The sequence below is a fragment of the Micromonospora luteifusca genome (assembly GCF_016907275.1).
Classification (GTDB): Bacteria; Actinomycetota; Actinomycetes; order Mycobacteriales; family Micromonosporaceae; genus Micromonospora; species Micromonospora luteifusca.
Genome location: NZ_JAFBBP010000001.1, coordinates 6,555,993 through 6,582,639, shown reverse-complemented (window position 1 = coordinate 6,582,639; position 26,647 = coordinate 6,555,993). Strand labels below are relative to the sequence as shown.

The following is a 26,647-nucleotide window of genomic DNA, read 5'->3' as shown; positions in this document are numbered from 1 at the left end:
AGTGAAGTGCGGGCTTCTCGGCTTCTTTCCCTCCTCCTGCTGCTCCAACAACACGGCCGGCTGACCGCCACACAACTCGCCGAGCGGTTGACCGTCTCCCCCCGCACGATCTACCGGGATGTCGAGGCACTGCACGCCGCCGGCATCCCCCTCTATGGAGAGGCCGGCCACGCCGGCGGCTACCAACTGGTCGACGGCTGGCGGACCCGACTGACCGGGCTGACCGCCGAGGAGGCCGATCGGCTGTTCCTGGCCGGTCTGCCCGGCCCCGCCGACGAGCTGGGCTACGGCGACGTGGTGGCCGCGTTGCAACTCAAGCTGCACGCCGCGCTCCCCGCGCCGATGCGCGACCGGGCGACCCAACTCCAGCAACGCTTCCACCTGGACACCCCCGGCTGGTACGCCGACGGCGACGCCTCACCCGAGCTGGCCCGCACGGCCGAAGCGGTCTGGCGCCAGCACCGCATCGAGGTGCGCTACCGCGGCTGGAGTGGGGAGGTCACCCGGGTGCTGGAGCCCTACGGCCTGGTGCTCAAGGGTGGCCGCTGGTACGTGGTGGCCGACCAACCCGGCCGTGGTGCGCCGGCGACCTACCGGGTCAACCAGATCCTCGCGCTGACTCCGCTGACGCAGGAGTTCGACCGACCCGCCGACTTCGACCTGTCGGCGTGGTGGCGGGCGCACGTGGCGCAGTTCCGGGCCCGACTGCACCGCGACGAGGCCACCGTCCGGCTCTCCCCCGCCGGGCGGGCGCGACTGCGCGAGATCGGCAGCGACCCCGTGGTCACCGCGATGGATGCCAGCGCCGGCCCTCCGGACGCGCGGGGCTGGGTGAGCGCGGTGCTGCCGATCGAGTCGCTCACCCATGCCCACGGCGACCTGCTGCGCCTCGGCGCCGACATCGAGGTGCTGACCCCGGTCGCGCTGCGCGAGCGCCTGGCCGCCACGGCGACCGGGCTCGCCGCGCTCTACGGTTGATATCTGGACGGCCACGTCGACAAGCCACCAGCCACACCATGATCGGGCGTGACGTGGGTCGCTCGCGTTGGCCCCTGGCACGGGTCTGGGAGACTCTGTGATCGTGGACGCGCTTGCGGTACGGGGACTGAGCCGTAACTTCGGCAACCTGGTCGTGCTCGACGATGTGAGTTTCACGCTCGCGGCGGGCAAGATCGCGGTGGTGCTGGGCCCCAACGGCAGCGGCAAGACCACCCTGCTGCGCTGTGTGGTCGGCGCCGACCGGCCGGACGCCGGCGAGGTGCTGGTGCAGGGCCGACGGGCCGACGAGACCGACCCTCAGGTGCGGGCGCTGGTGGCGGCCGCCCTGGACGACATCGACTTCTTCCCCGACCTGTCCGTGGTCGAGCACCTGGAGCTGGTCGCGTACGCCCACGGGGGTAACGCCGAGCCGGTCGGGGAGGTCCTCGCCGAGCTGGGCCTGGAACCGGCCCGCGATCAACTGCCGGTCACCCTGTCCAGCGGGCAGCGCCGCCGGCTGGCGCTGGCGTCGTGTTTCGTCCGGCCACGCCGGGTGCTGATCCTGGACGAGCCGGAGCAGCGGCTGGACGTACGCGGACGGCAGTGGCTCGCCGACCGGCTGCGCCGGGAACGGGACGCTGGCACCGCCGTGCTGCTGGCCTCGCATGACCCGGAGTTGATCGACGCGGTGGTCGACGAGCGCATCGAGATCGGCCGGTGACCGCCCCACCGGCCACGATCGCCGACCCGATGACCGGGGTGCCCACCGCCCGACAACTGCGTACGCACCTGCGCCGGGCCCGCAGCCGACACCATGATCACTCCCTCAGCGATGTGCTGGGTGACGCGTACGTCATCGTCCTGTTCGTGGGCATGTACGGCTGGTTCGCGATCAGCGCCAGCCGCGACATGCTGGATTCCCCGACGGTGGGGCAGGCCGAGCCGGGCGTGCGGTGGTGGCTGGCGGTCGCCGCGTTGCTGGCCGGCGCCGGCCTGGCCTGGCGGGGCCTGCGCGCCCTCGGCCCGCTGCTGGTCACACCGGCCATGCAGAGTTGGGCGACCAGCGCGCCGGTGGACCGGCGGGCCTGGCTGGCGCCGCGATTCGTCCTCCTGCTGCTCGGCGCCGCGGCGGGCACCGCGGCGCTCGGCGTGGCCGTGGCGGCGCTCGGCGGTGTCAGCGACCCGGCCGCACTGGGCTGGGCGGCCGCGGCCGGCGCGGGGTGGGGTGCCGCCGCGCTGGCGCTCAGCGTCGTCGCCCAGAGCAGCCGGGCGAGCCGACGGTGGCCGACTCTGGCCGGTGCGGTGCCGATGGTGGCAGCCGCCGTCCTCACCACCGTGGTCGTGCTCACCGGTCACCTCGGTGACGGGCTGCCCCGGCCGACGACGACGCCGACAATCGCGCTGTTCGCCCTCGCGGTGCCCCTCGCGGGCCTGGGCACGATCCTCGCGGTACGCGCGCTGCCCCGCGTCGACCGGGCCACGCTGACCACCGGCGCCCAGTTCGCCAACGCTGCCGCCACGGCCACGATCCTGCTGGACCCGAGCATGCTCGCCAGCCTGGTGGAGAGCCGGCGTTGGCGCCGGATCGGCCGGGTTCGCAGCCGCCGGTTCCTGCCCGGCCCCGGCTGGTGGGCGCTGCTGCAGGCCGACGTACGCCGGCTGCGCCGCCACCCGAGCGCCGTGCTGATCTGGGCGACCCTGATCGGAGTGCAGTACGCCGCCGCGCTCGCCCTGCCCGGGTTGGCCGGCGCCGCGCAGGTGGTGTTCGCCTACCTCGCCGCCAACCGGCTGACCGGCGGCCTGCGGTCGATCAGCCGCTCCGCCGGGCTGCGTCGGGCGCTCGGCGGCAGCGACAATCTGCTGCGCGGGATCCACGTGGTCGTGCCGGCGATCGGCGCGGGCCTGTGGTGGTTGCTGACCCTGCCGACCGTCGACCCGGGGCCGGCCTGGCTGGCACCGACATTGGCGCTCGGAGTGGTGCTCGCCGCGTTCCGGTCCGGCACCCGCCCGCCGATCAACTACGGCGGCGCGACGGTCAACACACCGTTCGGGATGATCCCGATCGACCTGCTGCGTCAGGGCTCACGCGGGCCGGCGCTGCTCGCCGTCCTGGTCCTCGTTCAGCTGTTCCTGGGCTGACCGGTCGACCGACCGGCCAGCCCAGGGCACCTCGGCGCCGTTCAGCCGTCCAACCGGCGGACCATGTTCATGATGGTCTCGACCTGCGCGCCGCCCTTGATCGGGAAGTTGGTCGCGCCGAGGTAACCCCACCAGTCCCAGCAGCCGTTCGGGTTGCTGAGGGCGGTGCCCGCCTGCGGGTAGAGCACGATCAGGTTGTTGGTGTCGGCGTACTGGTTGAGGTTGGCCCGGTCGACGAAGGCCGTGCCCACCGCGCCGGAGGACTGCGCGCAGCCGTGCAGGGCGACCAGCAGCCGGCACGACTGGCCGGCCGCGCAGGACGACGGGACGTACGCGAAGCCGTTCGCGTCCATGCTCAACCCGTTGGCCCAGCCGTTGACCGCGAACGTGTTCTGGCTGAACCGGATGAGCGTGCCGCCGAGCGCACCGGTGTTCGGTGCGCTCACCCCGCCGAGCAACTTGCGCAGCAGGGCGTTCTGCGGGTCGGTGCCGCAGTTGTTCAGGTACGGCGAGGCGGTCGCCGTACAGCCGAGCGTGCCGTACGGGGTGACCCAGGAGTGGCCGGCGGCTGAGCCGCTGTCGTACTGCACGCTGGCCCCGAAGTGCTGGTAGTACCGGACCAGGTCGTCGGTGACGGACTTCTTGACGGTGGTGTCGTTGTTGCCGTGGAACACGTACACCGGGTCGCCGGACAGGTTGCCGACCGGGTCGACCCAGCCGTACGACGCCCACGTCCGGGTGTAGGTCTGCAGGGCGGCCACGTTGGTCGGGTACAGGTTGTCGCCGCAGCCGTAGAGCGCCTGGGCGACGGTGTTCTGGGAGCAGTAGTAGGGCCCGGCGGCGAAGACGGCCGCTCCACGGATCCGGGACGAGTAGGCGACGTGCAGTTGCGTGGCCATGTAGCCACCGGAGGAGACCCCGGTGACGTAGACGCCGGAGACGTTGTAGGTGCCCAACGACCCGGAGACCGGGGGCTTGGTGGACGGATTGGCGGCGTGGGCGGGCGCCGCGGTGGTCAGGATCAGCAGGAGGATGGCGGCGAGGGTGGTGGCGGCTTTCAGCGGTGTGGGCATGGACGCTCTCCTCGGGAGCGCCGGCGGGCGTCGGCGTGCGCAGAAGCTACCGTGACGTGGACCACACGGGGTATGAGCGGAACCAACACGTCGGCCGACGCCGGTGTGTACGTCCCGCCCATTCGGCGCCACCAATGTCCACCCCGGCCTAGCCGGAGCGCACGGCTGCCGCGATCGCGGCGACGCCGTTCTCGATCTCGGTCGCCGTACGGGCCGCGTAGCCGAGCACCAGACCGGGCCGGTACGGCCGCTGGCAGTGCCAGGACAGCGGCTGCACCTTCACCGCGCGCGCCAGCACGGCGGCCGCCAACTCCGTGTCCACCACGGCGTCGTCCAGGCTGATCGTCAGATGCAGCCCGGCCGCCGCGCCGTGCACCGTGGCGGTCGGCAGGTGCCGGGCCAGCGCGGCGATCATCGCGTCGCGGCGGTGGATGTGCCGGCGGCGCAGCAGCCGCAGGTGCCGCTCCAGCCCGCCGGAGGTCATCAGCTGCGCCAGCACCAGTTGCGGCAGCACCGCGTTGCCCAGGTCGGCGTTGCGTTTGGCGGCCACCACCGCCTCCCGGTGGCGGGTCGGCACGAGCAGCCAGCCGACCCGCAGCGCCGGGGCGAGCAGTTTGGACACGCTGCCGGCGTAGCAGACCTGCTCGGGCAGGAGCCCACGCAGCGCGGGCACCGGCGGCCGGTCGTAGCGGTGCTCGGCGTCGTAGTCGTCCTCGATGATCAGACCGCCGGACCGTGCCCAGTCGAGGAGCTGGCGGCGACGGTCGCCGTCGAGCACCACGCCGGTCGGGAACTGGTGCGCGGGGGTGAGCATCGCCGCCGGCACGCCGCTGGCGGCCAGCTCGTCGACACGCAACCCGGCGTCGTCCACCGCGATCGGTGGGGTGTCCACCCCCCAGTTGTTCAGGTGCTGCCGGACGCCGAGTGAGCCCGGGTCCTCGACAGCGATCCGGTCGATGCCGGCAGGGCCGAGCGCCTGGGCGAGCAACCCGAGCGCCTGGGACACGCCTGCCACGACGATCACGTCGACCGGGTCGACGGCGATGCCCCGGCTGCGGGCCAGCCAGGCGGCGACGGCCCGGCGCAGCGCGGGGGCGCCACACGGGTCGCCGTAGCCGAAGTCGGCCGCGGCGAGGTGGCGCAGCACGGTCCGTTCGGCGCGCAGCCAGTCCGCGCGCGGAAAGGCAGCCAGATCGGGTACGCCGGGCGTCAGGTCGATGGTCGCGCTCGCCGCGCGTACGGCGTCGAAGATGTCGGTGCCCGGAGCCGGCGGGAAGAGCGCGGCCGGCGCCAGCGCGGTGGCCGGGGCGGGTGCCGGCGTGGCCGGCGCGGGCGGTGCGGCGACAACCACCGTCCCGGCCCGGCCCCGACCGGTCACCTGCCCCTCCTCGGTCAGCCGCTGGTACGCCTCGGTAACCACGCCCCGGGAGACGCCGAGGTCGGCGGCGAGCAACCGGGTGGCGGGCAGGCGACCCCCGACCGGCACCCGCCCCTCGGCGATGGCCTGGCGCAGGCGGGCGGCGAGCCAGTCGGCGCGCCCGCCGGGCGGGGCGTCGGCGATGGTCAGGTGCAGAAAATCCGACCCGGCCGTTATGGACCTCTCGGGCGCCCTCGGTTTGGCCCTGCTCACCGGACCATCTTGGCACCAGAGTGGAGATCAGGCATCCCCGCCGAGCCCACCGGAGGTCGACCGTGACAATCCCGTTCCTGATCACCACGCTTGTCGTGGTGGTCACCCCGGGCACCGGGGTGTTCTTCACTCTCTCCGCCGGCCTGTCCCGGGGCGCCCGGGCCGGCGTGCTGGCCGCGTTCGCCTGCACGCTGGGAGTGGTGCCGCACCTGCTAGCGGCGATGACCGGTCTGGCCGCGCTGTTGCAGACGAGCGCGGCGGCGTTCGAGGTGCTCCGGTACCTCGGCGTCGGCTACCTGCTCTACCTGGCCTGGTCGACCGTGCGGGACCGCGGCGCCTTCGCGGCGACGACCACCACGCCGCCCCGCTCGGCGGCCCGGGTGATCCTCTCCGGGGTGCTGGTCAACCTGCTCAACCCGAAGCCGACGCTGTTCTTCGTCGCGTTCCTGCCGCAGTTCGTGGACACCTCCGCGCCGGGCTCGACCCGGTCGATGCTCGCCTGCGGGGCGGTGTTCATGCTGCTCACCTTCGTGATCTTCAGCGGGTACGGCGTCTTCGCGGCCCGGGTACGCGACCGGGTGCTGACCCGGCCGCGGGTCACCGACTGGCTGCGCCGGTCCGTCGCCGGCACGTTCGTCGCGCTCGGCGTGACGCTCGCCCTCACCGAACGATAGGAGTCCCGTGCGGTTCCAGCATTCCGCGCAGCTCCGCGCGGCGTACCCGGACCTGGTGGCCGGCGTGGTCCTGGCCACCGGCATCACCTCCACGGCCGACGTGGCGCAGCGGATCGCCGCGCACACCGCCGTCGCCCGCGACCGGCTGGCCAACGGCTCCGAGAGCGGGTTCCCGGAGATCCAGGCGTGGCGGCGGGCGTACGCCGCGATGGGGCTGCGACCCACCCGGTACCGATGCGCCGCGGAGGCGCTGCTGCGCCGGTTGCGGTTGGACGACGAGTTGCCCCGGCTGCACCCACTGGTGGACCTCTGCAACGCCGCCTCGGCCGCGTACGCGATCCCGGTGGCGGCGCCCGACCTGGACCGGGTCGACGGCGACCTGGTGGTCCGGCCGGCCCACGGCGAGGAGGAGTACCTGAGCCCCCCTTCGACGCCACGCCCCGCTTTGACGCCACGGCCGCCGGTGGCGCGGACGGTCAGGCGGTGTCACCGGGGACGAGGTGGCGGTAGCCGGGGATCGTCTCGCCGAACCAGCCGGCGACGCTGGCCAGCCCACGCTCGTTGATCTGTGCGTCGTGGATCGGGTACGCGCGGGCGGCGCCCACCTCCCGGGCGAACCGGATCGCCTCGTCGAGGCGCAGCCAGGACCCCTGAGCGGGAACGAGCAGGGTGTGCACCGGCTCGTCCGGCACGTGCAGGGCGTCGCCCGGGTGGTAGACCCCGTCGCCGATCACGTAGCCGAGGTTGGGACAGTCGGGCTGACCCTCGAAGATGGTGGCGTGCCGGCCGCCGTACGCGGTGACCGGGACACCGGCCGCCGTGAAGCGCTGCCCGGCCCGGACCCGGGTCACGTCCAGCGGGGCGAGGTCGGGCAGCCGGGCACCCTCGGGGGCGTACACCGGGACGCCGAGGCCGGCCAACCGCAGCACGTCCACGTGGTCGGTGTGCTCGTGGGTGATCAGCACGGCGTCCGCGCCGACCAGGGCGTTCGGCTCGCTCCACGTGCCCGGGTCGACGACCAGCACCCCGCCGTCGTGCTCGACGCGGACGCAGGAGTGGGTGAATCGGGTGATCCGCATCCGGCGACGGTACGTCGTCGGCCGGCAGGTCGCGGTCCCGTGCGGACCGGGGGCGCATCCGGCAGTGGGCGGGGCCGTGGGCCGGCATGATCGAGGCATGCAGCGCTCGACGCAACGGGGGCACCGCAGCGTGCCGCACACCGCCGACGTACGGATCGAGGCGTGGGCGCCGGACCGGGACGGGTGCCTGGCCGAGGCGGTCGCCGCGCTGGTCGAGACGTTCGCCGACACCAGCGGCGCCCGGCCGCAGGGGGAGACCGAGTTCCAGCTGCCGCCCGGCGACGACGGGGAGATGCTGGTCGGCCTGCTGGACGAGGTGATCTTCCGACTGGACACCGAGGGCACCCTGCCGCTGGACTGCGATGTGCGGACCGAGGACGGCGGCCTGCGGGCGCGCTGGCCGTCGACCAGCACGGACGCGGTGGAGCTGGTCGGCGCGGTGCCGAAGGCGGTGTCCCTGCACGCGCTGCGGGTCGGCCCGGACGGCTCTGGTTGGTCGTGCGCGGTGACCCTGGACGTCTGAGCGCCCGGGTCACCACGGCCCTACTCGTTCCGTCGGGACGGGTGGCGTGCGGTCAGCCCTTGACCACGCCGAGCGGCGTGAGCTGGGCGACCAGCCGGCACAGCCCGGCACCCCGGGAAGCCTCCACCACCGCCGTGACGTCCTTGTACGCGTCCGGCATCTCCTCGGCCAACCCCTTCCAGGACGCGCCGCGTACGGCGACACCCCGTCCCTCCAGGACACGCCGCACGTCCTGCCCACGGGAGGCCCGGGTGGCCTCGCCCCGGCTGCGGACCCGGCCGGCGCCGTGACAGGTGGACGCGAAGGCCGGGTTGCCGGCGACGCCGGTGAGCACGTACGACGAGGTGCCCATCGAGCCAGGGATGAGCACCGGCTGGCCGACGTCGCGCAGGTCGTCCGGCAGATCCGGGTGCCCCGGCGGCAGCGCCCGGGTCGCGCCCTTGCGGTGCACGCAGAGCTGCCGGGCGCCGCCGTCCTGCTCGTGTTCCTCGATCTTCGCGAGGTTGTGCGACACGTCGTAGACCAGATCGAGGCCGGTACCGGCGACCCCGGCGAAGACCCGGCGGGCCGACTCGGCGAGGAGCTGCCGGTTGGCACGGGCGTAGTTTGCCGCAGCGGCCATCGCGCCCAGGTAGGCCCGCCCCTCCGGCGACTCCACCGGTGCGCAGGCCAACTGCCGGTCCGGCACCTCGATGTCGTACCGGGGCATCACCCGTTCCATGATCCGCACGTGGTCGGTGCAGATCTGGTGACCCAGCCCCCGGGACCCAGAGTGGATCATCACGCAGACCTGCCCGAGCCGCAGCCCGAACGCCGCCGCGACCGGCTCGTCGTACACCTCCTCGACGACCTGCACCTCCAGGAAGTGGTTGCCGGAGCCGAGGCTGCCGACCTGACCCTGTCCGCGTTGCACAGCCCGGTCGCTGACCTGCGCCGGGTCGACGTCGGCCACCACGCCGCCGTCCTCGCAGCGAGCCAGGTCCCGGGGCACTCCGTGCCCGCGCTCGACCGCGTACCGGGAGCCGCCGCGCAGCACCGCGTCCAGCTCGGCCCGGTCGGCGAGCTGCCAGACCGCGCCCCGGCCCATGCCGCGCGGGACCGCCGGGTCCAGGCCGTCCATCAGCGCGTCGAGCACCCGGGCAAGCTCCGCCCGGTCCAGCTCGGCGGTGAGCAGTCGTACCCCGCAGGAGATGTCGAAGCCCACGCCGCCGGGCGAGACCACGCCACCGGCGGCGATGTCGGTGGCGGCGACGCCACCGATCGGGAAGCCGTAACCCCAGTGCACGTCGGGCATGGCGTACGACGCCTCGACGATGCCGGGCAGCGTGGCCACGTTCGCCACCTGGTCCAGCGAGCGGTCCGCGCCGACGTCGGGCAGCAGCTCCGGCGCGGCGAAGACCACCCCGGGCACCCGCATCGGTGCCTCCCGGTCGATTCGGAACCGGTACGGCGACTCCTGAACCAGCTCCATGCCTTCGGCTACCCACCGCGTCCGCCGGTACACCCGGTTGAGCCGGTGCGGTCCGGGTAGTGCGGGAGCATGCCGCAGCGATACGAGAACTACCCGAGGATCGCCATCGTCACCGGCGCGGATTCCGGCATCGGCAAGGCCTGCGCGATCGCCCTGGCCGAGGCCGGCTTCGAGATCGGCGTCACCTGGTACGGCGACCCCGACGGTGCCGAGCGAACGGCCACCGAGGTCCGCGCGACGGGGCGGCGCTGCGAGGTCGCCGAGGTGGACCTGACCCGACTGCCGGACGCGGCGGCGGTGGTGGACGAGCTGGCCGACCGGCTGGGTGGCATCGGGGTGCTGGTCAACAACGCTGGCACCGGTGCCTCGACGCCGTTCGTCGACACCGGGTGGGAGCAGTGGCGCGAGGTGCTCACCCTCGACCTGGACGCGCCCTTCCTGTGCGCCCAGCGGGCCGCGCGACGGATGCGGGCCACCGGTGCCGGCGGACGGATCATCAACATCACCAGCGTGCACGAGCACGCGCCCCGGGTGGGCTCCGCCGCGTACTGCGCCGCCAAGGGCGGGCTCGGGCTCCTGACCCGGGTGATGGCGCAGGAGCTGGCCGCCGACGGGATCACCGTCAACGCCGTCGCCCCGGGCGAGATAGCCACGCCGATGACCGGTCAGGAGGATGTCGACCCGTTCACCCAGGAACGACCCGGCGTGCCGCTGGGGCGGCCCGGCGACGCCCGGGAGGTGGCCGCCGTGGTCGCGTTGCTCGCCTCCCCCGCCGCCAGCTACGTCACCGGCGCGTCCTGGCCGGTCGACGGGGGCATGTTGCTGATGGGTCCCCAGGCCGCAGCGTTGACCAACGATGACTGGCGGGCGGTCTGAGCACCGTCAGCCGGCGCCGTCAGCGCATCGGCGCGGCCGACGCCCGGACGATGTACACGTACTGCACGCCGAACGCCACCAACGCGACGAGCACCCCGACGAGGATCGTCAGCGCGCCGCCGACCCCCGCCGCCGCGGCCACCAGGGCGATGCCGAGCCCGCTCAGTACCGCGTTGACCGCACCTACGAGTGCGGCCGTGGTGAGCAGGAACTCCCACCGCCCCGGCGTCGTACCGACCAGCTTCCACGCCCTGGTCATGCTGTCGTCGGCCATCACCGCGTCGGCGAAGAAGTCCTGCTCGCCGGCGAACCGGTGCTGGTAGTAGGCCCGAATGCGCTGGATCCGCCGCAGGTCCAACGAGTTCTCGACGGTGGTCTCCACCAACCGCAGGAACGTCAGCACCCCGATGATCACCAACGTCGGCAGGACCGCGGCGAGGTAGGGCCGGACCACCTTGTCGTTGCTGGCGACGAAGCCGAGGCCGATCAGTGCCGCTGACAGGACGGACAGGAAGATGGTGGCGCGGCCGGTGGCCTCGGCGATGGTGCCGGCCCGGGACGTCTGCAACGCGTAGTGCTCGGTGGTCAGGGCAGTGAGGAGCGCCTTTTCACGTTCACCGTCGTCCATCGCGCCCACCCTCCGCAGTCGCCCGACTCCGTTACCGTCACCCTAAGAGCGGCAGAGATGGTCCAGTCGGTGAACCCGCAGGTCCCGAACGGGACAGCGAGCGGCAAAGCGGGCACGTATCCTCCGCATTCCGGTGATCAGTGGGCGGCGGCGAGACCAGCCGACGACGGAGGGAGAGCGGATGCCCGGGTGGGCTGGTCGGGGCGGGCGGCAACGACGCACCTTCGTCGTCGGAGGGCCGCTGCTCGCGATCGCCACCCTCATGCTGGTGGCCGCCTGGCTCAGCACCGGCTTCCTCAGCGACCTGCTGCTCAACCTCGGGTCCAGCGTGGTGCTCGCGGCCATCTCGTACGTCATCTTCGACCCGCTGTTCGAGGAGGCCCGCAAGGCGCGGGTGCAGGAGCACCTGAGCTTCGACCAGCAGACGTTCGTGACGCGGCTGCACCGCTCCGGTCGCCGGGTGCGCATCCTCGACACCTGGACGATCCTGCTGGAGCAGCGGTACCGCGAGGAGACCCTGACCGCGATACGGGCAGCGCTCGCCAACGGTGCCCAGGTGCAGTTGCTCCTGCTCGACCCGGACTGCACCGCCGCCCAGCAGCGCTCCGAGGAGCTGGAACGGCAACGGGTGGACGTCCCGCGCCAGATCCGCACCAACCTGCGCCACCTGGCCGCCTTCGCCGACGCCCTCGACTCCCGGCTGCGGCACCGCTTGCAGGTTCGGCTCTACGACGCGTCCCCGTCGATCCAGCTCTACCAGTGGGACGGGCGTGCGCTGATCTCGTTCTTCCCGATCGGGAAGTTGTCGTTCAACGTGCCTCAGCTCGAGGTGGACATGGACAGCCCGTGGGGCGGGTTCGTGCACGCCCGGTTCGAGGAGCTCTGGGAGCACGAGCAGGCCACCCTGGTTCTGGAGCGGTACTGGTCGGTCACGGTCACGTTGCGTCACGACGACTCGGACGTGGTCGAGGTGCGGGTGCCGTACGCGACGGTGGACGGGCAGCATTACGTCGACTGCCGTGGGTTTCGGGTGACCGCGCCGCTGACGATGCGGGCCGCGTTGCCACCCCGCGCACCCGGGGCGGCCCCCGCGGTGTTCACGCTGGCCGAGCCGAACGACGGGGACCGCACGCCGGCCGCCGCCGTGAAACGGCACTTCGACCAGAAGTACGGGCACGGCGACGGGGAGCGGGAGATCTACCGCCTGGTTTCGGCTCCGGACGGCCCGCGTACCCCGGCACCCCGGGCCGCGGCGGCCGGCGACGCACACGGACGGTGACCCCGACCTGGCCGGTCAACGCGACGCGAGAGACAATGGGTTCGTCCCTGACTGTCTGGAGGACCATCCGCGTGTCGCCCGACCCCGCACCGTCCTCCAGGCCGCCGCAGCTTCGTGCCGACTGCGGGCGCTGCTTCGGGCTGTGCTGCGTGGTGCCCGCCTTCGCCGCGTCGGCGGACTTCGCCATCGACAAGCCGGCCGGGCGGCCCTGCCCCAACCTGGGCCCGGACCACCGCTGCGGCATCCATGACGACCTGCGGCAACGCGGGTTCCCCGGCTGTACGGTGTTCGACTGTTTCGGTGCCGGTCAGCAGGTCGCCCAGGTCACCTTCGGCGGACGGGACTGGCGCGACGCGCCGGAGACACTGCCGGCGATGGCGGAGGCGTTCGCCGTGTTGCGGCCGCTGCACGAGCTGCTCTGGTACCTCACCGAGGCGGTGGCGCTGCGGCTGCCGGTCGACCTGAGCGTCGAGTTGGAGCGTGCCCGTGCCGAGACCGCGACGCTCACCGAGGGTGACCCGACGCAGCTCCGCACGCTGGACGTCGTCGCGCATCGGGACCGGGTCAACCCGCTGCTGTCCCGGGCCAGCGACGCGGTCCGCTCCCCCGAGGGTGCCGACCATCGGGGTGCCCCCCTGTTCGGTGCGGACCTGCGCCGGGTCGACCTGCGCCGGGCCAACCTGCGCGGGGCGCTGCTGATCGGTGCCGACCTGCGCGGGGCCGACCTGAGCCTGGCCGACGTCACCGGCGCGGACCTGCGCGGGGCCGACCTGCGGGCCGCGGATCTGCGCACGACCCTCTTCCTGCACCAGGCCCAACTGGACGCCGCCCGGGGTGACGCGCGTACCGAACTGCCGGCGACGCTCACCCGGCCGACGCACTGGACGGCGTTGCCGCTCACCCCGCTACGCCAACCGTCCCGGACCAGCGCCCCCGCCCGCCGGAGCCGGCGCCGCTGAGCGCGAGGTTTCGGCCGGGACGACGCCGGGTAGCCAGCGCCGACGCGGATCGGTATCGACGGGGGGCACGGCGTGGGCTACCGAAATCGCCAAGGTAAGCAGCCGGGCGACAGCGAAGGTGAGGTCGGCCAGGAGCCACTGGTGCAGGTCGAGACGGACACCGAGGTCCCCGCACCGGCGGACACCGACGTCCGGCCGGACATCGTGACCGAGCCCGACAACTCGGGCGTCGCCGGTGGCTCGTCGGGCAGCAGCGGCGGCGGGTCGAGCATGCCGGGGCATCCCGACGCCACCCGCTGATCCGGGCTCAGCGGCTGGTCAGCGCGCCCCGAGCCTCGGTCATGCCCTTGTTGGCGAGCCCGTCGGCCCGCTCGTTCTCCGGGTGGCCGTTGTGCCCCTTGACCCACAGCCAGGTGACCTCGTGCCGTTCGCAGGCCGTCTCCAGCCGCTGCCACAGGTCGGCGTTCTTCACCGGCTGCTTCGCGGCCGTCAGCCAGCCGTTGCGCTTCCACGACGCCAACCAACTGGTGATGCCGTTGCGCACGTACGTGCTGTCGGTGTGCAACTCCACGGTGACCGGCCGGTTCAGGCTCTCCAGCGCCTGGATGGCCGCCATCAGTTCCATCCGGTTGTTGGTGGTCGGCGTGGCCTCACCACCGCACAACTCCCGCTCGTGGTCGCCGTAGCGCAGCAGCGCACCCCAGCCGCCCGGTCCGGGGTTGCCACTGCACGCCCCGTCGGTCCAGATCTGCACGCCCCTGCCGGCTGCCGCTTCCACCATGCCCGGCAACCTACCGGTCGGTGACGTCACACCCCGTGCTCGGGGGGCCGCCGCGCCGGACCGCATGGACCTACCGTGATGAAATGGTGCGAACGGCTACTCTTCGGCGCCCATCAGCGTGATCGGTGCCGGGCGGGTGGCGACCCACGAGGTGACGAGGCTCGCCGTCGCCGTGGCCGTCAGGGCGGCCCCGACGACCACCGCGACGAGCGTCCACGGCAGGTCGAGGGTGGCTGTCCCGGTAACGGCATCGGTGATGCCCAGCACGCCGACGAACGTGGATCCGGCGGCGAGCCCGCCGAGAACGATGCCGGCCGCCGCGACCGCGACCGCCTCCAGCAGCGCCGCGCCGACCACCTGGCCGCGCCCGAACCCGGTGACACGAGCGGTGGCGAACTCCCGTCGTCGCGTGGCCGCCCCGATCACCACCGAGTTGACCACGCCGATGAGCGCGTACAGCCCACCCAGGCCGAGCACGATCAGCATCACCCTGTCGTTGGTGGAGGCGCGCTCCTTCGCGTCGGCGCGGAGCCAGGAGTCCCGATCGGACACCGTGCCGAGCGCCGCGAGTGCCGCGGCCACGGCCGCCGGGTCAGCGTCGGGTGCCAGGGACACGAACGACCTCGTCGGTGCGTCGGCCAGCAGGGCTGGCGGTACGACGTCCGGGGGCAGGAGCAGTCCCGCGCCGCCACTGAGCGTCTCCGAAACCGACGCGAGCACCGGCAGTGCGCCCAGGTCGGTGCCGGGGAGGCTGACCCGTACCGTGCCCCGGTCCGGCACCCCGCCGCCGGGGCCAGCGGCCACTCCCCGCCCGTGCAGCCGGGCGACCGCGTCGCTGCCGGGGTGGGCGGTCAGGTAGGACGCCGGGTCCACGACGAGCGCCGACACGCCCTCCGACTCGGCGTCGTCGCCGTGTCCGGTACGGACGATCGCGGGGATCGACGCCTCGGTGGACGCCGCCGCCACGCCGGGCACCGCCGCGACGGCAGCACCGATCGGCCCGGTCCCCTCGACCACCAGGTCCGCCCGGGTCTTCTCCCGCAACTCGGCGACGCCCGAGGTGTGGATGGACGTGCCGGCGCCGGCGTTGCCGAAGACCAGCCCCACGAGCACGATCAGCGGCGCGGCCACCGACGCGCTGCGCCGGCGGTCGTCGCGCAGGTTCGCCCGGGCGAGTCCGGCCGCCACCCCGGCCCCGGTGGGGACGAGACGACCGAGCAGCGGCACGAGGAACGGCGAGAACGCGGCGAGGGCCACCACGGCCGGCATGGCGATGTTCATCACGACGGCCTGCCCACCGGCCGCCCCGGCGTGCGGGGCGACGATGATCATGGCGACCGCGCCGCCGGTGAACAGCAGGCCGGCGATCCACCGGCTCACCGTCATGACGCGCGCGGACGCGCCGGTGTCCCGCAGCGCCTCCAACGGGCGGACCTGACCGGCCCGCCTGGAGGCGACCAGCGCACCTCCGAGGGCCAGCACGACGCCCGTCCCCACGGAGACGGCCAGGATCCAGGACCGCCACTCGCCGGTGAACCCGTGGGGCACGAAGCCGGCGGAGACGAGCAGCCGGGTCTGAATCGCCATCGCCCCCAGCCCGGCGAAAATCCCGATCGCCGCGCCGAGGCCGCCGAGCAGTAACGCCTCGCCGAGCAACAGGCGGCGTACCTGCCCACGGCTCCCGCCGGCCAGGCGCAGCAGGGCGAGGTCACGGCGGCGCTGCGTGACGGTGAACGCGAACGTCGAGCTGACGATGAACCCGCCGAGGAACGTGGCGGCACCCATCACCACGCCGAGGACCGCCACCGCCGCGGTCGCGTTGTCGTCGAACGTCATCCGCTCGGCCGGGTCGAGGCCCTCCGGCGGGTCGAGCGTCGCCGCCGAGATGAGCAGCAGCAGCGACGACTGCACCAACGCCACACCGAGAGACACCGACAGCACGGCGCCGACGAGGACGGGGAAACGTTCGGCCACACCGGCCCGGCTCATGCCCAGCATGTCACTGCTCCAACGTCGCGAGCCGGTCGGCGACCGCGCGCGGCCCGGCGCCCACCAACCGGTCGACGACGCGACCATCACGGAGGAACACCACCGCGTCGGCGCGGGCGGCCGCGCCCGGGTCGTGGGTCACCATCACGATGCTCTGACCGCCGTCGGCCATCGCGCGCAGCAGGTTCAGCGCGGAGCGGGCTGCGGTCGAGTCCAGCGCGCCGGTCGGCTCGTCGGCGAACAGCACCTCGGGCCGGGTCACCATCGCGCGGGCGATCGCCACCCGCTGCTGCTGCCCGCCGGAGAGTTCACGCGGCCGGTGCCGGGCCCGGTCGGCCAGGCCCACCGCGGCGAGCGTGTCGCGGACCACCGACCGCGACGGACGTTGGCCGGCCAGGCGCAGTGGCAGGGCGACGTTCTGTTCGGCAGTCAGCGAGCCGATGAGATTGAAGCCCTGGAAGACGAAGCCGACCCGGGTACGACGCAGCGCCGTCAACTCCCGGTCGCCGGCGGCGGTGATGTCGGTCCCGCCGAGCAGGACCTGTCCCGCGTCGACGCGTTCCAGCCCGGCCGCGCAGTGCAGCAGCGTCGACTTGCCGGACCCGGACGGTCCCATGACAGCCGTCCAGCCGCCGCGCGGGAAGTCGATCGTCACGTCGTCGACTGCTCGCACGGCGGCTGATCCCCGGCCGTAGGTCCGGCTGATCCCGCGCAGGGCCACCGCCGTGGCGGTCACCGTGACAGTGGATGTCTCCATACCTTCGAGGCTAGGAACGGACGGGGCCCGCGTCGCTGCCGCTGTCCCCCGAGCCGTGGTAGGGCTACCCGGACCTGCCGGCGTCTGTCACCGCCGCCGGGATCGCCGGCGCGGGCCGGCTGGGGCGCAGCCGGTCGCGGACGCGGTGCGCCGCGTCGCCAGCGGTGGCGGCGATCATCGGCAGCAACCGGGTCGAGTTCATGATCGCGACCTCCTCGGCCGGGGTGGTGACGCCGTCGAGGAAGCGCAGCACCCGCTCGGCCGGGTTGCGGTCGAAGAGCCGGTCGAAGAACTCGGGACCGCCCACCCCGCCCCGGTCCAGCGCCCGCAGCGCCACCGCGTCCATCCAACGGTGCCGGCGCGGGTACGCGGCCGCGGGCACCGGCGCTCGGCCCGCCGCGAGGGCGCGGGCCACCTGGTCGGCCTGGCGGTACATGGCGGAGAAGGTGAAGCCGGTGGACGGTCGGGTCGCACCACCAGCCGTGCCGAGCCGGACCACGCGGGGCGAGGGCCGGGGCGGGAACGGCGCGTCGGTCATCGGAATCACGCCGTTCTCCACCTCGCGCACCCGTAGCCGGGCCGGATCGAGCCCGAGCAGGTCCCGGTAGCCGGCCAGGGCGGCGTCGTACCCGGCGTCGCTGAGCAGCACCGGCGAGAACTCGGTGTACTCGACCAACGCGTACCGGTCGCTCACCGGCAGCACGTACCCGAAGGAGACGCCCCGGGGCGGCTGCGGCGTGCGGAAGTCCATCAGCACGGCACGCGCCGCATCGAACGTGGGCCGGTCGGCCTCCAGCCACCAGCCGCGGAAGTGTTGCAACCAGGTCGTCCGCCCTGCCCGCGCCGGTGGACGGGGGCGGGAGTCGAGCACCCAGCCGGCCCGTACGGTCTGCCCGTCGCCGACGCGCACCACCACCCGCGTGCCGTCGTCGGTCAGCGTGCCGGCGGGAGCGACGATCCGGGTGACGTCCAACCGGCGCGCGGCAACGGCCGCCCGGTCGTAGACCGGGCCGGAGCGGAGCATGGCGTACCGCAGCGGGGTCAGGTCCAGGAGGCGGCGCCGCGCCGCCGTGGCCACCTCGACCTGCTGCCAGCTCGCGCTGAGCAGCGGGTCCAGGTCGGCGTCCGGGTGGCCCCAGAACGCCCAGGTGCGGTCCTGACCGCGCCGGCGCACCGGGTCGACGACGGCGATCCGCAGGTCGCGGACGCCGTGCCGGTCCAGTGCGGCGAGCAGCAACGACGCCGCGCCGCCGCCGCCGAGCAGCGCGAGGTCGACGTCGAGCGGCGCGGCAACGGTCATCGCACCACGCTGCCACACGGTCGCGCCCGGCTGCGCGCCGCCACCCGAGTCACCGCCCAACGCTCAGGCCACCGGAGCTGGCCGCTGCTCGTCCGGGCTCGGGTCGGCGTAGGCGCGCGCCACCGACGCGCGGTCGAAGACCCGCCAGGTGGCGGCGGAGACGCCGATCGCCACCACCAACCCGACCCAGTACGGCGCGGTGATGCCGAACCGGGCGGCGAGCAACCCGCCGAGCAGGGCACCCACGCAGTTGCCACCCGCCGCCACGAAGAGGGTCGTGCTGGCCACCCGCCCCTGCAGGGCCGCCGGGGTGAGTCGTTGGCGCAGGGTGTTCGCCACGATGTTCCACAGTGCGCTGTGCAGGCCGAAGGCGAAGAGCGCGATTCCGACGATGATGGTGCTACGGGAAGCGGCCAACGCCAGGTGCAACCCCGCCTCGATCAGCAGACCGATCCGGATCGTCCAGGTGGGCTTGATCCAGGCGATGATCCGGTCGCCGAGGAGCGCGCCGAGCACCCCACCGCAGGCCATGCAGGTGAACAGCAACCCGTAGCCGACGGACCCGAGTCGTAGCCGCTCGCCGGCGAGCAACACGAGCACGGCGAGCGCGGCGGTGAGGGTCACGTTGAGAAGGCCGATCAGCACGGCCATCGTGCGCAACAACCGTTGCTGGGCCAGCCAGCGCAGCCCTTCGGCGATCTCGCCGCGCATCGAGCGGCGTACGCCGGTGTCGATTGCGGCGGCCCGGAAGTCGCCGCCGATCAGCGCTACCAGCAGCGCGCTGAGGGCGTACGTGACGGCGTTGACGAGGAACGGGCTGCCCGCCGAGAGCGTGAACAGGAAGCCACCGAGCGGGCCGGCGAGCATGCCGTGCATGAGAGTCGTGCCGCCCCCGAGCCAACCGTTGGCACGTTCCAGGCGGTGCCGGGGCACCACGGTCGGCAGCATGGCCTGGCTGGCCGCGCGGAACACGATCTCCCCGGTGTTGACCATGAACAGCACCGCGTACAGCAGCGCCACGCCCGCTCGATCCGTCATGATCGCCGTCGCCAGGACGGCGAGCGCGACCACCCGGACCAGGTCGATGACGATCATGAGGCGGCGCCGGTCCATTCGGTCCACGAGCACCCCGCCGGGCAGGGCGAACAACAACCACGGCAGCCAGGCCACGGCGGACGCCGCGGCCACCACGAGCGGATCGGAGGTACGCGAGGCGACGAAGAGGGGCGCGGCGACGGTGGCAAGGCCGCTGCCCAGGGCCGAGAGGGTGCTGGCCGCCCACAGCCGGGCGAATCCCGTTCCCAGGCCAGTCTCCGCGTCCCGTTCCCGTCTCACGGCCTGCGAACCTACCAGCGGCGGTCGACGCACGTCGCTCAAGATCCGCACAACGTCGGGGACAGGACCAAGCGGCAGAAGCCGGTCGTGGGCGGGAGGTGCATTTGCGCCGTTGCCGGCAATACCTCGCCATCGACCCAGCGGCGACAGCCCGACCCCAGAGACATCGATCGGAGCACCGGTGCCGGTCGGGTCGTCCGGGCCTTTCCGCAGCTCTCCCCGCCTTCGGGTGGACACGTGACGGCAACGAGGAATTCTCATTTTCACCTGATCGAGGACCCAACCCACCTAGTGTTGGGCACACCGGTGCTAGTCACGGAGTTGGCCACCCGAACGACGTCCCACGCAGTCAGCGGACGAAAAGTGAGGGAAGACGCGTATGAAGGTCTCAACAGCACTCTGTTCGGCGGCGCTCGGCGTGGGCCTCGGCACGCTCCTGCTGCCAGGCGCCGCACTGGCCGACACCACGGTGTCACCAGCCACCACCCCGGTCGGTGGGACCGTCGTGCTCACCGCGACGACCTGCAACCCGAAGTCGGGTGACGCCATCTTCCGGGTCACCGGGCCCAACCGCGACCAGAACGTCCGATCCACCACGGCCGCCGCCGGCGGCGGACTGAGCGCCGAACTCTTCACCGCCGGGTTCACCCTGGGTACGTACACGGTGGCGGCGACCTGCGGCGACGGCAGCTCGGCCGGCACCGAATCATTCACCGTCACCCCGATCGGCGGCGCACCCGCCGGTTCCGGCGGCGACAGCCGCGACACCGGCACCCTGGCCGCCGGCGGCACGCTGCTCGGCACCGCCCTGGCCGGCGCGGTGATCCTGATCCGCCGGCGACGTCCGGTGTCCACTGTCGCCTGATCGGCGACTGCTCCATCCCTGAGGACGGGTGCCCGCACCGGTGACACCGGCGCGGGCACCCCGACGATCCCGTACGGAGGTGCCCACGTGTGGTGGCGGCGGACCCTACCGGCCGTGGTCGCCCTGCTCGGCGTGACCGGGCTGGGCCTGATCACCGTCGGCCTCACCGCCGACCCGGCACAGCCTCCACGACCGCCGGCCGACGCGCCGAGGCGCACCCACCCCGCACCGGACCTGGCACCGCTGTCACGCGCCGCGCCGGTCCGGGTGCAGATCCCCACCATCGGCGTACGCGCGGAGGTCATCCCGATCGGCGCGAACGCCGCCGGGGTGCTGGAGGTGCCGCCACTGGATCGGCCCACCCTCGCCGGCTGGTACCGGCACGGGGTCAGCCCCGGCGAGACCGGCAACGCCGTCCTGGTGGGACACGTGGACTCCCCAGCCGGTCCGGCGGTCTTCTTCGACCTCGGTCGGCTGCGCGCCGGCGAGCAGATCCTGATCACCCGCGCCGACGCGCAGGTCGCCACGTTCACCGTCGACGACGTCCGCGCGTACCCCAAGGATCGCTTCCCCACCGCGCTGGTCTACGGCCCGGCCGACGCCGCCGGGCTGCGCCTGATCACCTGTGGAGGCCGGTTCGACGCCGCGACCGGCAACTACGTCGACAACGTCGTCGTCTTCGCCACCCGCACCGCCTGAGCGGCCCGCCCGCCTGTCGGAAGCCGGACCCTGCTCGGCAGAATGCGGTGACACCATCCCTGCGGGCACCTTGATCGGGGAGGTGCGCCAGCGACGGGGAGGCACGCGGTGAATCAGCGACCGGTACGGGACCGGGCCGGTCGAGGCGTACGCGCACTGACCCGTCGACTGCTCGGCCGGGTCGAGGGAAACTCCCCCACCCCGCCCCGGTCCAACCCGGACGCCGTCGTCGACTGCGCTGTCTACGTCAACGGCAGGCGCGAGCCCGGCCAGCGGCACTACGCCGACGCGTACGCCCGCGCGCGGCACGTCCGCGACGCGTTCGTGTGGCTCGGGTTGCACGATCCCGGCCCGGCCGTGCTCGCCGCTGTGGGCCGGACCTTCGGCCTCGACGAACTGACCGTCGAGCAGGCGCTCGCCGACGGGCACCGGCCCACCGTGCAACGCCACGGGCCGCTCACGCTGCTGGTGCTGCGCACCGCCGGGTACGTGGAGCACGAGGAGCTGACCGACACCTCCGAGGTGATCGACACCGGGGACGTGATGGTGCTGATCGGTGACCGGTTCGCCATCACCGTGCGGCACGGCGCCGCCGGGGCGCTGCGCAGCGTCCGCGCTGACATCGAGCGTCGCCCCACACTGCTGGCCGCCGGACCGTGGGCGGTGGCGTACGCGGTCTGCGCCCGGATGGTCGACTCCTACCTGGAGGTGGCCGGGCACGTGGAGCGCGACCTGGAACGGGTCGAGGAGGCCGTGTTCGCTCGCGACCGGAAAGCCGACATCCAGCACATTTACCAGCTCAAGCGGGAGGTGGTGGAGTTCAAACGGGCAGTCCTGCCCTTGCAGGCACCCCTGCGTACGCTGCTCGACCCGGACGGCCCGCCACGCACCCTGCACCGCTGGTTCGTCGACGTGGACGGCCGGCTGAGCCGAGCGGTCGACCGGGTGGCCGCGTACGACGACCTGCTCACCTCGATCGTCCAGTCGCGACTCGCCCAGCTGGCCGTGGAGCAGAACAACGACATGCGCAAGATCGCCGCGTGGGCTGCCATCGCGGCCACCCAGACCGGCATCGCTGGCATCTACGGCATGAACTTCGACAACTTGCCCGGGCTGGGCTGGCGCTACGGCTACGTCCTTGCCCTCACCCTGATGGCGGTAACCGCCCTGGCCCTGCACCGCCTGTTCCGCCGCTCCGGCTGGCTCTGAGCTGCGGGTCGCCACCGCGCAGACCGGCGCCACCCTGCTCGATCTGGGCGCCCACCCGATCGCCTCCGATCCCCGGCTGTGGAGCGACGACCGGCTGCACGCCAACAGCGCCGGGCACGAGCGGATCGCCGCCGCACTGGCGTACACCGCGGGTCTGCCCGGGTTCGACGGCTCGTGGACGCGGCCGTTGCCGCCGGCAGCACGGCGGCGCCGCGGCGAGGTGCTCGGCGCGGAGCTGGCCTGGACCCGCCGGCACCTGCTGCCCTGGCTGGTTCGGCACCTACGTGGCCTGTCGTCCGGCGACGACCGGGTCGCGAAACGGCCGGTGTCACTGAAGTAGCGACGGTCGGTCTCCGGGGCCGGCTGGCGGTGCGGCAGGATGGCGGGGTGGGTAAGGGTGCGGCACGACGGCGGGCGGACACGACGACGGTACGGGTCTGCCCGTGCGGCTCCGGCCGGGCGTACGCGGACTGCTGCGCCCCGTTTCACCACGGCGACGCGGAGGCACCGACGGCCGAGGCGTTGATGCGCTCCCGGTTCAGCGCCTTCGCCCTCGGCGACACCGGCTACCTGCTGCGCAGCTGGCATTCCTCGACGCGCCCCGCCCTCCTCGAACTGGACCCCGGGCAGCGGTGGACCCGACTGGAGATCGTCGAGACCGAGCGGGGTGGCCTGCTCGACACCGCCGGCACGGTGACGTTCCACGCCCACTACCGGGACGCGGGCCGGCCCGGCGCGTTGACTGAGCACAGCCGGTTCGTTCGCGAGGACGGCCGATGGGTCTACCTCGACGGCGACCAGCCCTGACGGCTGCGCCGACACCCGGAGTGGGCGTAGGATGACCTCGGCGTAGTCCTGCGCCGCACCTCCCTCCCGGCGCTCACGCCGCCGGCAACGCGGAGGCAACGGGGCCTGAGCCCTCGGGACGTGGCGCCATATGCCCCACTCGGCGCTTCCCGACGTCGACGTACGCGTCCGCACCACCACCGCGCCCCGCAGCTTCCGAGCGGACTGGGCCGGTGGCCCCACCCGGATCGTCGTCGGCTTCGACGCTGTCGGCGAGTCGAAGGCCCGGGTCAACGTCCTGCACGAGAAGCTGACCGGGGCCGAGCAGGCCGCGGAGCTCAAGGCGTACTGGCGGGAACGGCTCGCCGCGTAAGGAACTGCTCGAGTCGAACGGAGACCACCGATGACCATGACGTTCATCAACCTGCCGGTGCGTGACCTGAGCACCGCCGCCGAGTTCTACCGGGCGCTCGGCTTCACCAGCGACCAGTCCGAGCCGGCCGGGGACAGCCTGGCGCTCACCATCTCCGACAGCACGCGGCTGATGTTGCACGTCCGCTCGGCCTTCGAGACGTACACCGGGGTCGCCACCCCGGACACCGCCACCAGCCGTGAGGTCATCGTGGGGTTGTCGGCGCCGAGCCGGGAGCAGGTCGACGAACTGGTCGACCGGGCGGCGGTCGCCGGTGGGGAGTCGCTCGGGCCGGGAGTGGCCAACGGGCCGATGTACATGCGCGGCTTCCGGGACCTCGACGGCCACCAGTGGTCGTTCCTGCACCTGTCCTCCTGAGCGGGCTCCCGGCGGCGGCCACACCGGCCGCCGCCGGGCACTGGTCAGTCGGGAACGTTCGCGGTGGCCGCGGCGACACCGCCGGGCACCGCCGCGGTGCGCCGGTGGCGGGTCAGCACCACCAGCCCCACGATGAGGTACGGCCCGGCCGTCACCGCGAACGCCACCGCGTTGCCGGCCGCCGTGGCGAGCAGGCCAAAGCAGGCGTACGTCCCGATGATCAGCACGTCGGTGGCCATCCCCGCCATCGAGGTGACGGTGGCGCGGCTGCTGCCGGTGATCCGGGCCTGGAGCCGCGCGTCGGCCAGCACGGTGGCCAGTTGCGCGGCCCCGAACGCCACCGCGAGCAGCACGAACCCGGCCGGGTGCTCAAGAAGGGCGCCGCCGGCCAGCGCGATGCCGACCAGGCCCAGCAGAGCGGCGTAACCCCGGTGACTCAACCGCTCCCCCGCCGGGGCGAGCAGCCCGCCGACGGTCACCCCTGCCCAGAGCAGCAGGAGCAGCAGTGGCACGGCCTGCGCTCCGACGCCGATGTCCAGGGCCAGCAGCGGGGTGAACTCGTCCAGAGCACCCCAGTCGGCAGCCACGACGGCGACCAGCAGCACGGCGGCCCGTACCGGCGGGCGTGTGCGAACCTGCGCCACCCCGGCCCGCAACGTGTCCCACCAACCCAGGTCACCATCGTCGTCCGGGCCGGCGGCTGGGGCGGTCCCGGGCTCGCGTTCCCCGGCCACGTCGGCGGCCGGTGGACGGTGCTCCGGAAACCGGGTGGCGACCACTGTGGCGAGCAGGCAGGCGAGCACGCTGGCCGCGCCGACCACCGGGTACCCGCCGACGGCGAACACCGGGCCGGCGAGCACTCCGGAGGACACCACGCCCAGCACACCCGCCGTGCGCGCACGGCCGAGCACCCGGGCGTAGCGGCCGACCGCGCCGAGCCGGTCCAGCTCGGTCCAGACCAGCGCCTCCAGCGCGCCGGAGACCAACGCCCCGGCGGCGCCCCAGAGCAGGAAACCAACCGCGAACGCCGGGTACGACGGCACCAGCACCCACAGCGCGAAGGCGGCGGCGGTCACCAGCGGAGCGAGGCACAGCAGCAGGCGGCGGGACACCACGTCGGCCCACGCGCCGGACGGCACCTCGAACAGGATGCCGGCGGCCGACCAGACGACGAAGAGCGAGGAGATCTGCCCCACCGACAGCCCGGTGTCGGCGAAGAACACCACGTACAGCGGGTAGAGCAGGACGACGTCACTGAGGAACGCGTACCCGTAGAGGGTGGCCGTCAGCCGGCGGACCGCCGGGTCGGGCACACGCGAGGCGAGGTGGATCATGAAACCTTCCCGTGGGAGTGGAGACGGACACCGGTCGTGCGGTGCCCGTGGTGGCCCACGGGATCGGCCTGCGCTGCGGGATCAATGTCGCCAGGTCATGCCGCGATGCTAGACGCGCGGCGCTGGCGCCGGCCAGCGTTTTCGACCTGCCGGTCAGCGCGTGAGCGGGGTGGGACCCCGGAGGGGCCCCACCCCGCTGGTGCCGCCGTGTGTCAGCGTCGGTTCGGGTCGAGCGGCGGGATGACCGTGGTGGCCTCGCTGTCGTCGCTGGCGCGCTGGCCGGGCACCGCGCCGCCGGGGCTCACCACCTGGGTCGTGTCGGCGTCGCCACCGCCTCGGCCGACCACCTGGGTCGTGTCAGCGTCGTCGCCTCGGCCCACCACCTGGGTCGTGTCCGTGTGATCGTCGGCGGGTCGGGTCACCACCTGGGTGGCCTCGGGGTCGGCGGGCCGGGTCACCACCTGGGTTGCGTCCGCGTCGGCGGGCCGGGTCACCACCTGGGTGGCCTCGGGATCGGAGCCGACGGTCGACGGCCGGGTCGGGTCAGCACCCGGTCCGGTGGTGACGGTCGAGAGTCGGGCCTGCTCGGCCTCGGCGTCGCGGCGGCCGTCCCGGTAGGCGCGGGCGTGCGAGGCGATCAGCTGCGACTCCTGCTCGGCACGGGTCAGCCACCCCTCCCATCGGCTCTGCATTGGACGGATCAGGCCACCGCCGACCCCGACGACGAGGATCCCGCCGACGGTGGCCAGCACGGCGATCAGCACGGGAGTGGTGACCGCGGTGGCCACGCCGATCTGGTTCAGCGCCGCGATGACGCCGAGGCCGAGGATGAACACCGAGGCGATGTTGGCCAGCACCCGGCCGTACGACAGGCCGCCGAGCGCACCGCTGATGATGTCCTTGAGCGCGTTGGCGATGGCGGCGGCGACCACGACGATGACGATCGCGACGAAGGCGCGGGGCAGCCACGAGATCACCGCGCCGAGCAGGTCGGAGATCGGGTTCGGTCCCCAGATGCCGAAGGCGAGTTGGAGGGTGAACAGCAGTACGGCGTAGTAGACGAGCTTCGCGACGATGTCGCTGGCGTCGTACCGGGAGCGACTCAAGGCCCGGCGAACGCCCCCGCGTTCGACGGCACGGTCGAAGCCCACCCGCTCCAGGACCTTCTCCACGATCTTCAACACGGCCTTGGCGATCAGCCATCCGGCCACCAGGATCGCCAGGAAGGCGACGGCCTTGGGCACGAAGAGCATCACCGAGCGGAGGGCGTCGCCCACCGCGTCGCTGACGTTGTCACTCATGTGGTCATTCCTTTACGCGGGGCAGCCGGGATGGTCGTTCCCGGACCTACCCCCGACCGGGTGCGCGGAAACGCCGACCCCGCACGGGCCGACCGGCCAGTTCGCGCACCGGGCCCTCTAGCGCGCGGGTGAGTTTTGGCAATATCCTCCGGAGCACGTGCGGCCACTGGAGCTACTTTTCATCCCCGCCGT

General features: G+C 73.1%; 29 protein-coding genes. 17 read left to right on the top strand and 12 right to left on the bottom strand.

Annotated features, from left to right (window positions below; genetic code table 11):
- The first annotated feature begins 6 nt into the window (after window positions 1-6).
- From JOD64_RS29710 to JOD64_RS29700, 3 genes are all read left to right on the top strand, one after another.
- Window positions 7-978 carry a helix-turn-helix transcriptional regulator gene (locus JOD64_RS29710; protein WP_204945293.1) on the top strand — a complete coding sequence of 324 codons (972 nt, stop codon included), beginning with the start codon at window positions 7-9 and terminating at the stop codon, window positions 976-978.
- 103 nt (window positions 979-1,081) lie between these two features.
- Complete coding sequence (locus tag JOD64_RS29705; RefSeq protein WP_307813804.1) at window positions 1,082-1,699, top strand: ABC transporter ATP-binding protein; 618 nt, start codon at window positions 1,082-1,084, stop codon at window positions 1,697-1,699.
- Entirely contained in the window at window positions 1,696-3,117 is a 1,422-nt protein-coding gene (locus JOD64_RS29700; protein WP_204945291.1) for a DUF6297 family protein, read from the top strand. The genes JOD64_RS29705 and JOD64_RS29700 overlap by 4 nt, the downstream gene beginning before the upstream one ends.
- 41 nt (window positions 3,118-3,158) lie before the next feature.
- Here the strand turns inward: JOD64_RS29700 and JOD64_RS29695 are convergent, their stop codons facing one another.
- Together JOD64_RS29695 and pdxR are read right to left on the bottom strand one after the other, a co-directional pair.
- Window positions 3,159-4,190 (bottom strand): extracellular catalytic domain type 2 short-chain-length polyhydroxyalkanoate depolymerase, encoded by a 1,032-nt coding sequence (locus JOD64_RS29695; RefSeq protein WP_204945290.1) that lies wholly within the window; start codon window positions 4,188-4,190, stop codon window positions 3,159-3,161.
- A 148-nt stretch (window positions 4,191-4,338) separates the two neighbouring features.
- On the bottom strand, window positions 4,339-5,820 hold the full coding sequence (gene pdxR / locus JOD64_RS29690; protein ID WP_204945289.1) for a MocR-like pyridoxine biosynthesis transcription factor PdxR: 1,482 nt from the start codon (window positions 5,818-5,820) through the stop codon (window positions 4,339-4,341).
- Window positions 5,821-5,882: 62 nt separating this feature from the next.
- Here pdxR and JOD64_RS29685 point away from each other — a divergent pair, with 62 nt between their 5' ends.
- Both JOD64_RS29685 and JOD64_RS33310 read left to right on the top strand, forming a co-directional pair.
- On the top strand, window positions 5,883-6,494 hold the full coding sequence (locus JOD64_RS29685) for a LysE family translocator (protein ID WP_204945288.1): 612 nt from the start codon (window positions 5,883-5,885) through the stop codon (window positions 6,492-6,494).
- Window positions 6,495-6,501: 7 nt separating this feature from the next.
- Window positions 6,502-7,059: a B3/B4 domain-containing protein gene (locus JOD64_RS33310; RefSeq protein ID WP_204945287.1), complete on the top strand. Its 558-nt coding sequence runs from the start codon at window positions 6,502-6,504 to the stop codon at window positions 7,057-7,059.
- Here the strand turns inward: JOD64_RS33310 and JOD64_RS29675 are convergent.
- Window positions 6,971-7,573 carry an MBL fold metallo-hydrolase gene (locus JOD64_RS29675; RefSeq protein ID WP_204945286.1) on the bottom strand — a complete coding sequence of 201 codons (603 nt, stop codon included), beginning with the start codon at window positions 7,571-7,573 and terminating at the stop codon, window positions 6,971-6,973. The genes JOD64_RS33310 and JOD64_RS29675 overlap by 89 nt on opposite strands.
- 97 nt (window positions 7,574-7,670) lie before the next feature.
- On the opposite strand from JOD64_RS29675, the gene JOD64_RS29670 reads away from it, so the two are divergent.
- On the top strand, window positions 7,671-8,096 hold the full coding sequence (locus tag JOD64_RS29670) for an archease (RefSeq protein WP_204945285.1): 426 nt from the start codon (window positions 7,671-7,673) through the stop codon (window positions 8,094-8,096).
- Between the two features lie 52 nt (window positions 8,097-8,148).
- Here the strand turns inward: JOD64_RS29670 and JOD64_RS29665 are convergent, their stop codons facing one another.
- Window positions 8,149-9,567, bottom strand: coding sequence for an RtcB family protein (locus JOD64_RS29665; protein WP_204945284.1), 1,419 nt, complete (start codon window positions 9,565-9,567; stop codon window positions 8,149-8,151).
- A gap of 69 nt (window positions 9,568-9,636) precedes the next feature.
- Between JOD64_RS29665 and JOD64_RS29660 the strand changes: the two genes are divergently transcribed.
- On the top strand, window positions 9,637-10,443 hold the full coding sequence (locus JOD64_RS29660) for an SDR family oxidoreductase (RefSeq protein WP_204945283.1): 807 nt from the start codon (window positions 9,637-9,639) through the stop codon (window positions 10,441-10,443).
- Between the two features lie 19 nt (window positions 10,444-10,462).
- On the opposite strand, the gene JOD64_RS29655 is transcribed toward JOD64_RS29660, so the two are convergent.
- Complete coding sequence (locus JOD64_RS29655) at window positions 10,463-11,071, bottom strand: hypothetical protein (protein ID WP_204945282.1); 609 nt, start codon at window positions 11,069-11,071, stop codon at window positions 10,463-10,465.
- 181 nt (window positions 11,072-11,252) lie between these two features.
- On the opposite strand from JOD64_RS29655, the gene JOD64_RS29650 reads away from it, so the two are divergent.
- The 3 genes from JOD64_RS29650 to JOD64_RS29640 all read left to right on the top strand — a co-directional run bounded on the left by JOD64_RS29650 (window position 11,253) and on the right by JOD64_RS29640 (window position 13,609).
- Window positions 11,253-12,350 carry a DUF5919 domain-containing protein gene (locus tag JOD64_RS29650; protein WP_204945281.1) on the top strand — a complete coding sequence of 366 codons (1,098 nt, stop codon included), beginning with the start codon at window positions 11,253-11,255 and terminating at the stop codon, window positions 12,348-12,350.
- 71 nt (window positions 12,351-12,421) lie between these two features.
- Complete coding sequence (locus JOD64_RS29645; protein ID WP_307813802.1) at window positions 12,422-13,309, top strand: pentapeptide repeat-containing protein; 888 nt, start codon at window positions 12,422-12,424, stop codon at window positions 13,307-13,309.
- A gap of 141 nt (window positions 13,310-13,450) precedes the next feature.
- Entirely contained in the window at window positions 13,451-13,609 is a 159-nt protein-coding gene (locus tag JOD64_RS29640; protein WP_239559722.1) for a hypothetical protein, read from the top strand.
- 7 nt (window positions 13,610-13,616) lie between these two features.
- Here the strand turns inward: JOD64_RS29640 and rnhA are convergent, their stop codons facing one another.
- The 5 genes from rnhA to JOD64_RS29615 form a co-directional block, all read right to left on the bottom strand.
- Window positions 13,617-14,090 carry a ribonuclease HI gene (gene rnhA / locus JOD64_RS29635; RefSeq protein ID WP_204945278.1) on the bottom strand — a complete coding sequence of 158 codons (474 nt, stop codon included), beginning with the start codon at window positions 14,088-14,090 and terminating at the stop codon, window positions 13,617-13,619.
- Between the two features lie 96 nt (window positions 14,091-14,186).
- Window positions 14,187-16,088, bottom strand: a complete 1,902-nt coding sequence (locus JOD64_RS29630) for an FtsX-like permease family protein (protein ID WP_204945277.1) — start codon at window positions 16,086-16,088, stop codon at window positions 14,187-14,189.
- A 1-nt stretch (window position 16,089) separates the two neighbouring features.
- The gene (locus tag JOD64_RS29625) at window positions 16,090-16,836 is read right to left on the bottom strand and encodes an ABC transporter ATP-binding protein (protein ID WP_204945276.1); all 747 of its coding nucleotides are present in this window, start codon (window positions 16,834-16,836) and stop codon (window positions 16,090-16,092) included.
- 64 nt (window positions 16,837-16,900) lie between these two features.
- Window positions 16,901-18,136: a lycopene cyclase family protein gene (locus JOD64_RS29620; protein ID WP_204945275.1), complete on the bottom strand. Its 1,236-nt coding sequence runs from the start codon at window positions 18,134-18,136 to the stop codon at window positions 16,901-16,903.
- 63 nt (window positions 18,137-18,199) lie between these two features.
- Window positions 18,200-19,471, bottom strand: coding sequence for an MFS transporter (locus tag JOD64_RS29615; protein ID WP_307813799.1), 1,272 nt, complete (start codon window positions 19,469-19,471; stop codon window positions 18,200-18,202).
- Window positions 19,472-19,850: 379 nt separating this feature from the next.
- Between JOD64_RS29615 and JOD64_RS29610 the strand changes: the two genes are divergently transcribed.
- The 7 genes from JOD64_RS29610 (at window position 19,851) to JOD64_RS29580 (ending at window position 23,820) form a co-directional block, all read left to right on the top strand.
- Entirely contained in the window at window positions 19,851-20,336 is a 486-nt protein-coding gene (locus JOD64_RS29610) for a hypothetical protein (protein WP_204945274.1), read from the top strand.
- A gap of 87 nt (window positions 20,337-20,423) precedes the next feature.
- Window positions 20,424-21,035 (top strand): class F sortase, encoded by a 612-nt coding sequence (locus tag JOD64_RS29605; RefSeq protein ID WP_204945273.1) that lies wholly within the window; start codon window positions 20,424-20,426, stop codon window positions 21,033-21,035.
- A 108-nt stretch (window positions 21,036-21,143) separates the two neighbouring features.
- A complete protein-coding gene (locus JOD64_RS29600; RefSeq protein WP_204945272.1) occupies window positions 21,144-22,244 on the top strand; it encodes a magnesium and cobalt transport protein CorA in 1,101 nt (366 codons plus the stop codon).
- Between the two features lie 187 nt (window positions 22,245-22,431).
- Entirely contained in the window at window positions 22,432-22,584 is a 153-nt protein-coding gene (locus JOD64_RS29595; RefSeq protein WP_204945271.1) for a hypothetical protein, read from the top strand.
- A gap of 47 nt (window positions 22,585-22,631) precedes the next feature.
- Window positions 22,632-23,051, top strand: a complete 420-nt coding sequence (locus JOD64_RS29590; RefSeq protein ID WP_204945270.1) for a YchJ family protein — start codon at window positions 22,632-22,634, stop codon at window positions 23,049-23,051.
- Window positions 23,052-23,181: 130 nt separating this feature from the next.
- Window positions 23,182-23,403, top strand: a complete 222-nt coding sequence (locus JOD64_RS29585; protein ID WP_204945269.1) for a hypothetical protein — start codon at window positions 23,182-23,184, stop codon at window positions 23,401-23,403.
- A 30-nt stretch (window positions 23,404-23,433) separates the two neighbouring features.
- Window positions 23,434-23,820 carry a VOC family protein gene (locus JOD64_RS29580; protein WP_204945268.1) on the top strand — a complete coding sequence of 129 codons (387 nt, stop codon included), beginning with the start codon at window positions 23,434-23,436 and terminating at the stop codon, window positions 23,818-23,820.
- 44 nt (window positions 23,821-23,864) lie between these two features.
- Here the strand turns inward: JOD64_RS29580 and JOD64_RS29575 are convergent, their stop codons facing one another.
- Together JOD64_RS29575 and JOD64_RS34035 are read right to left on the bottom strand one after the other, a co-directional pair.
- The gene (locus tag JOD64_RS29575) at window positions 23,865-25,154 is read right to left on the bottom strand and encodes an MFS transporter (RefSeq protein ID WP_204945267.1); all 1,290 of its coding nucleotides are present in this window, start codon (window positions 25,152-25,154) and stop codon (window positions 23,865-23,867) included.
- A 212-nt stretch (window positions 25,155-25,366) separates the two neighbouring features.
- Entirely contained in the window at window positions 25,367-26,455 is a 1,089-nt protein-coding gene (locus JOD64_RS34035) for a mechanosensitive ion channel family protein (protein ID WP_204945266.1), read from the bottom strand.
- Window positions 26,456-26,647 lie beyond the last annotated feature (192 nt).

Bases quoted from the DNA above. Each gene is read 5' to 3' on its own strand.
- JOD64_RS29695 (WP_204945290.1), bottom strand. From the start codon at position 4,190: ATGCCCACACCGCTGAAAGCCGCCACCACCCTCGCCGCCATCCTCCTG.
- JOD64_RS29675 (WP_204945286.1), bottom strand. From the start codon at position 7,573: ATGCGGATCACCCGATTCACCCACTCCTGCGTCCGCGTCGAGCACGAC.
- JOD64_RS29670 (WP_204945285.1), top strand. From the start codon at position 7,671: ATGCAGCGCTCGACGCAACGGGGGCACCGCAGCGTGCCGCACACCGCC.
- JOD64_RS29665 (WP_204945284.1), bottom strand. From the start codon at position 9,567: ATGGAGCTGGTTCAGGAGTCGCCGTACCGGTTCCGAATCGACCGGGAG.
- JOD64_RS29660 (WP_204945283.1), top strand. From the start codon at position 9,637: ATGCCGCAGCGATACGAGAACTACCCGAGGATCGCCATCGTCACCGGC.
- JOD64_RS29655 (WP_204945282.1), bottom strand. From the start codon at position 11,071: ATGGACGACGGTGAACGTGAAAAGGCGCTCCTCACTGCCCTGACCACC.
- JOD64_RS29650 (WP_204945281.1), top strand. From the start codon at position 11,253: ATGCCCGGGTGGGCTGGTCGGGGCGGGCGGCAACGACGCACCTTCGTC.
- rnhA (WP_204945278.1), bottom strand. From the start codon at position 14,090: ATGGTGGAAGCGGCAGCCGGCAGGGGCGTGCAGATCTGGACCGACGGG.
- JOD64_RS29630 (WP_204945277.1), bottom strand. From the start codon at position 16,088: ATGCTGGGCATGAGCCGGGCCGGTGTGGCCGAACGTTTCCCCGTCCTC.
- JOD64_RS29625 (WP_204945276.1), bottom strand. From the start codon at position 16,836: ATGGAGACATCCACTGTCACGGTGACCGCCACGGCGGTGGCCCTGCGC.
- JOD64_RS29620 (WP_204945275.1), bottom strand. From the start codon at position 18,136: ATGACCGTTGCCGCGCCGCTCGACGTCGACCTCGCGCTGCTCGGCGGC.
- JOD64_RS29610 (WP_204945274.1), top strand. From the start codon at position 19,851: ATGAAGGTCTCAACAGCACTCTGTTCGGCGGCGCTCGGCGTGGGCCTC.
- JOD64_RS29585 (WP_204945269.1), top strand. From the start codon at position 23,182: ATGCCCCACTCGGCGCTTCCCGACGTCGACGTACGCGTCCGCACCACC.
- JOD64_RS29580 (WP_204945268.1), top strand. From the start codon at position 23,434: ATGACCATGACGTTCATCAACCTGCCGGTGCGTGACCTGAGCACCGCC.
- JOD64_RS29575 (WP_204945267.1), bottom strand. From the start codon at position 25,154: ATGATCCACCTCGCCTCGCGTGTGCCCGACCCGGCGGTCCGCCGGCTG.
- JOD64_RS34035 (WP_204945266.1), bottom strand. From the start codon at position 26,455: ATGAGTGACAACGTCAGCGACGCGGTGGGCGACGCCCTCCGCTCGGTG.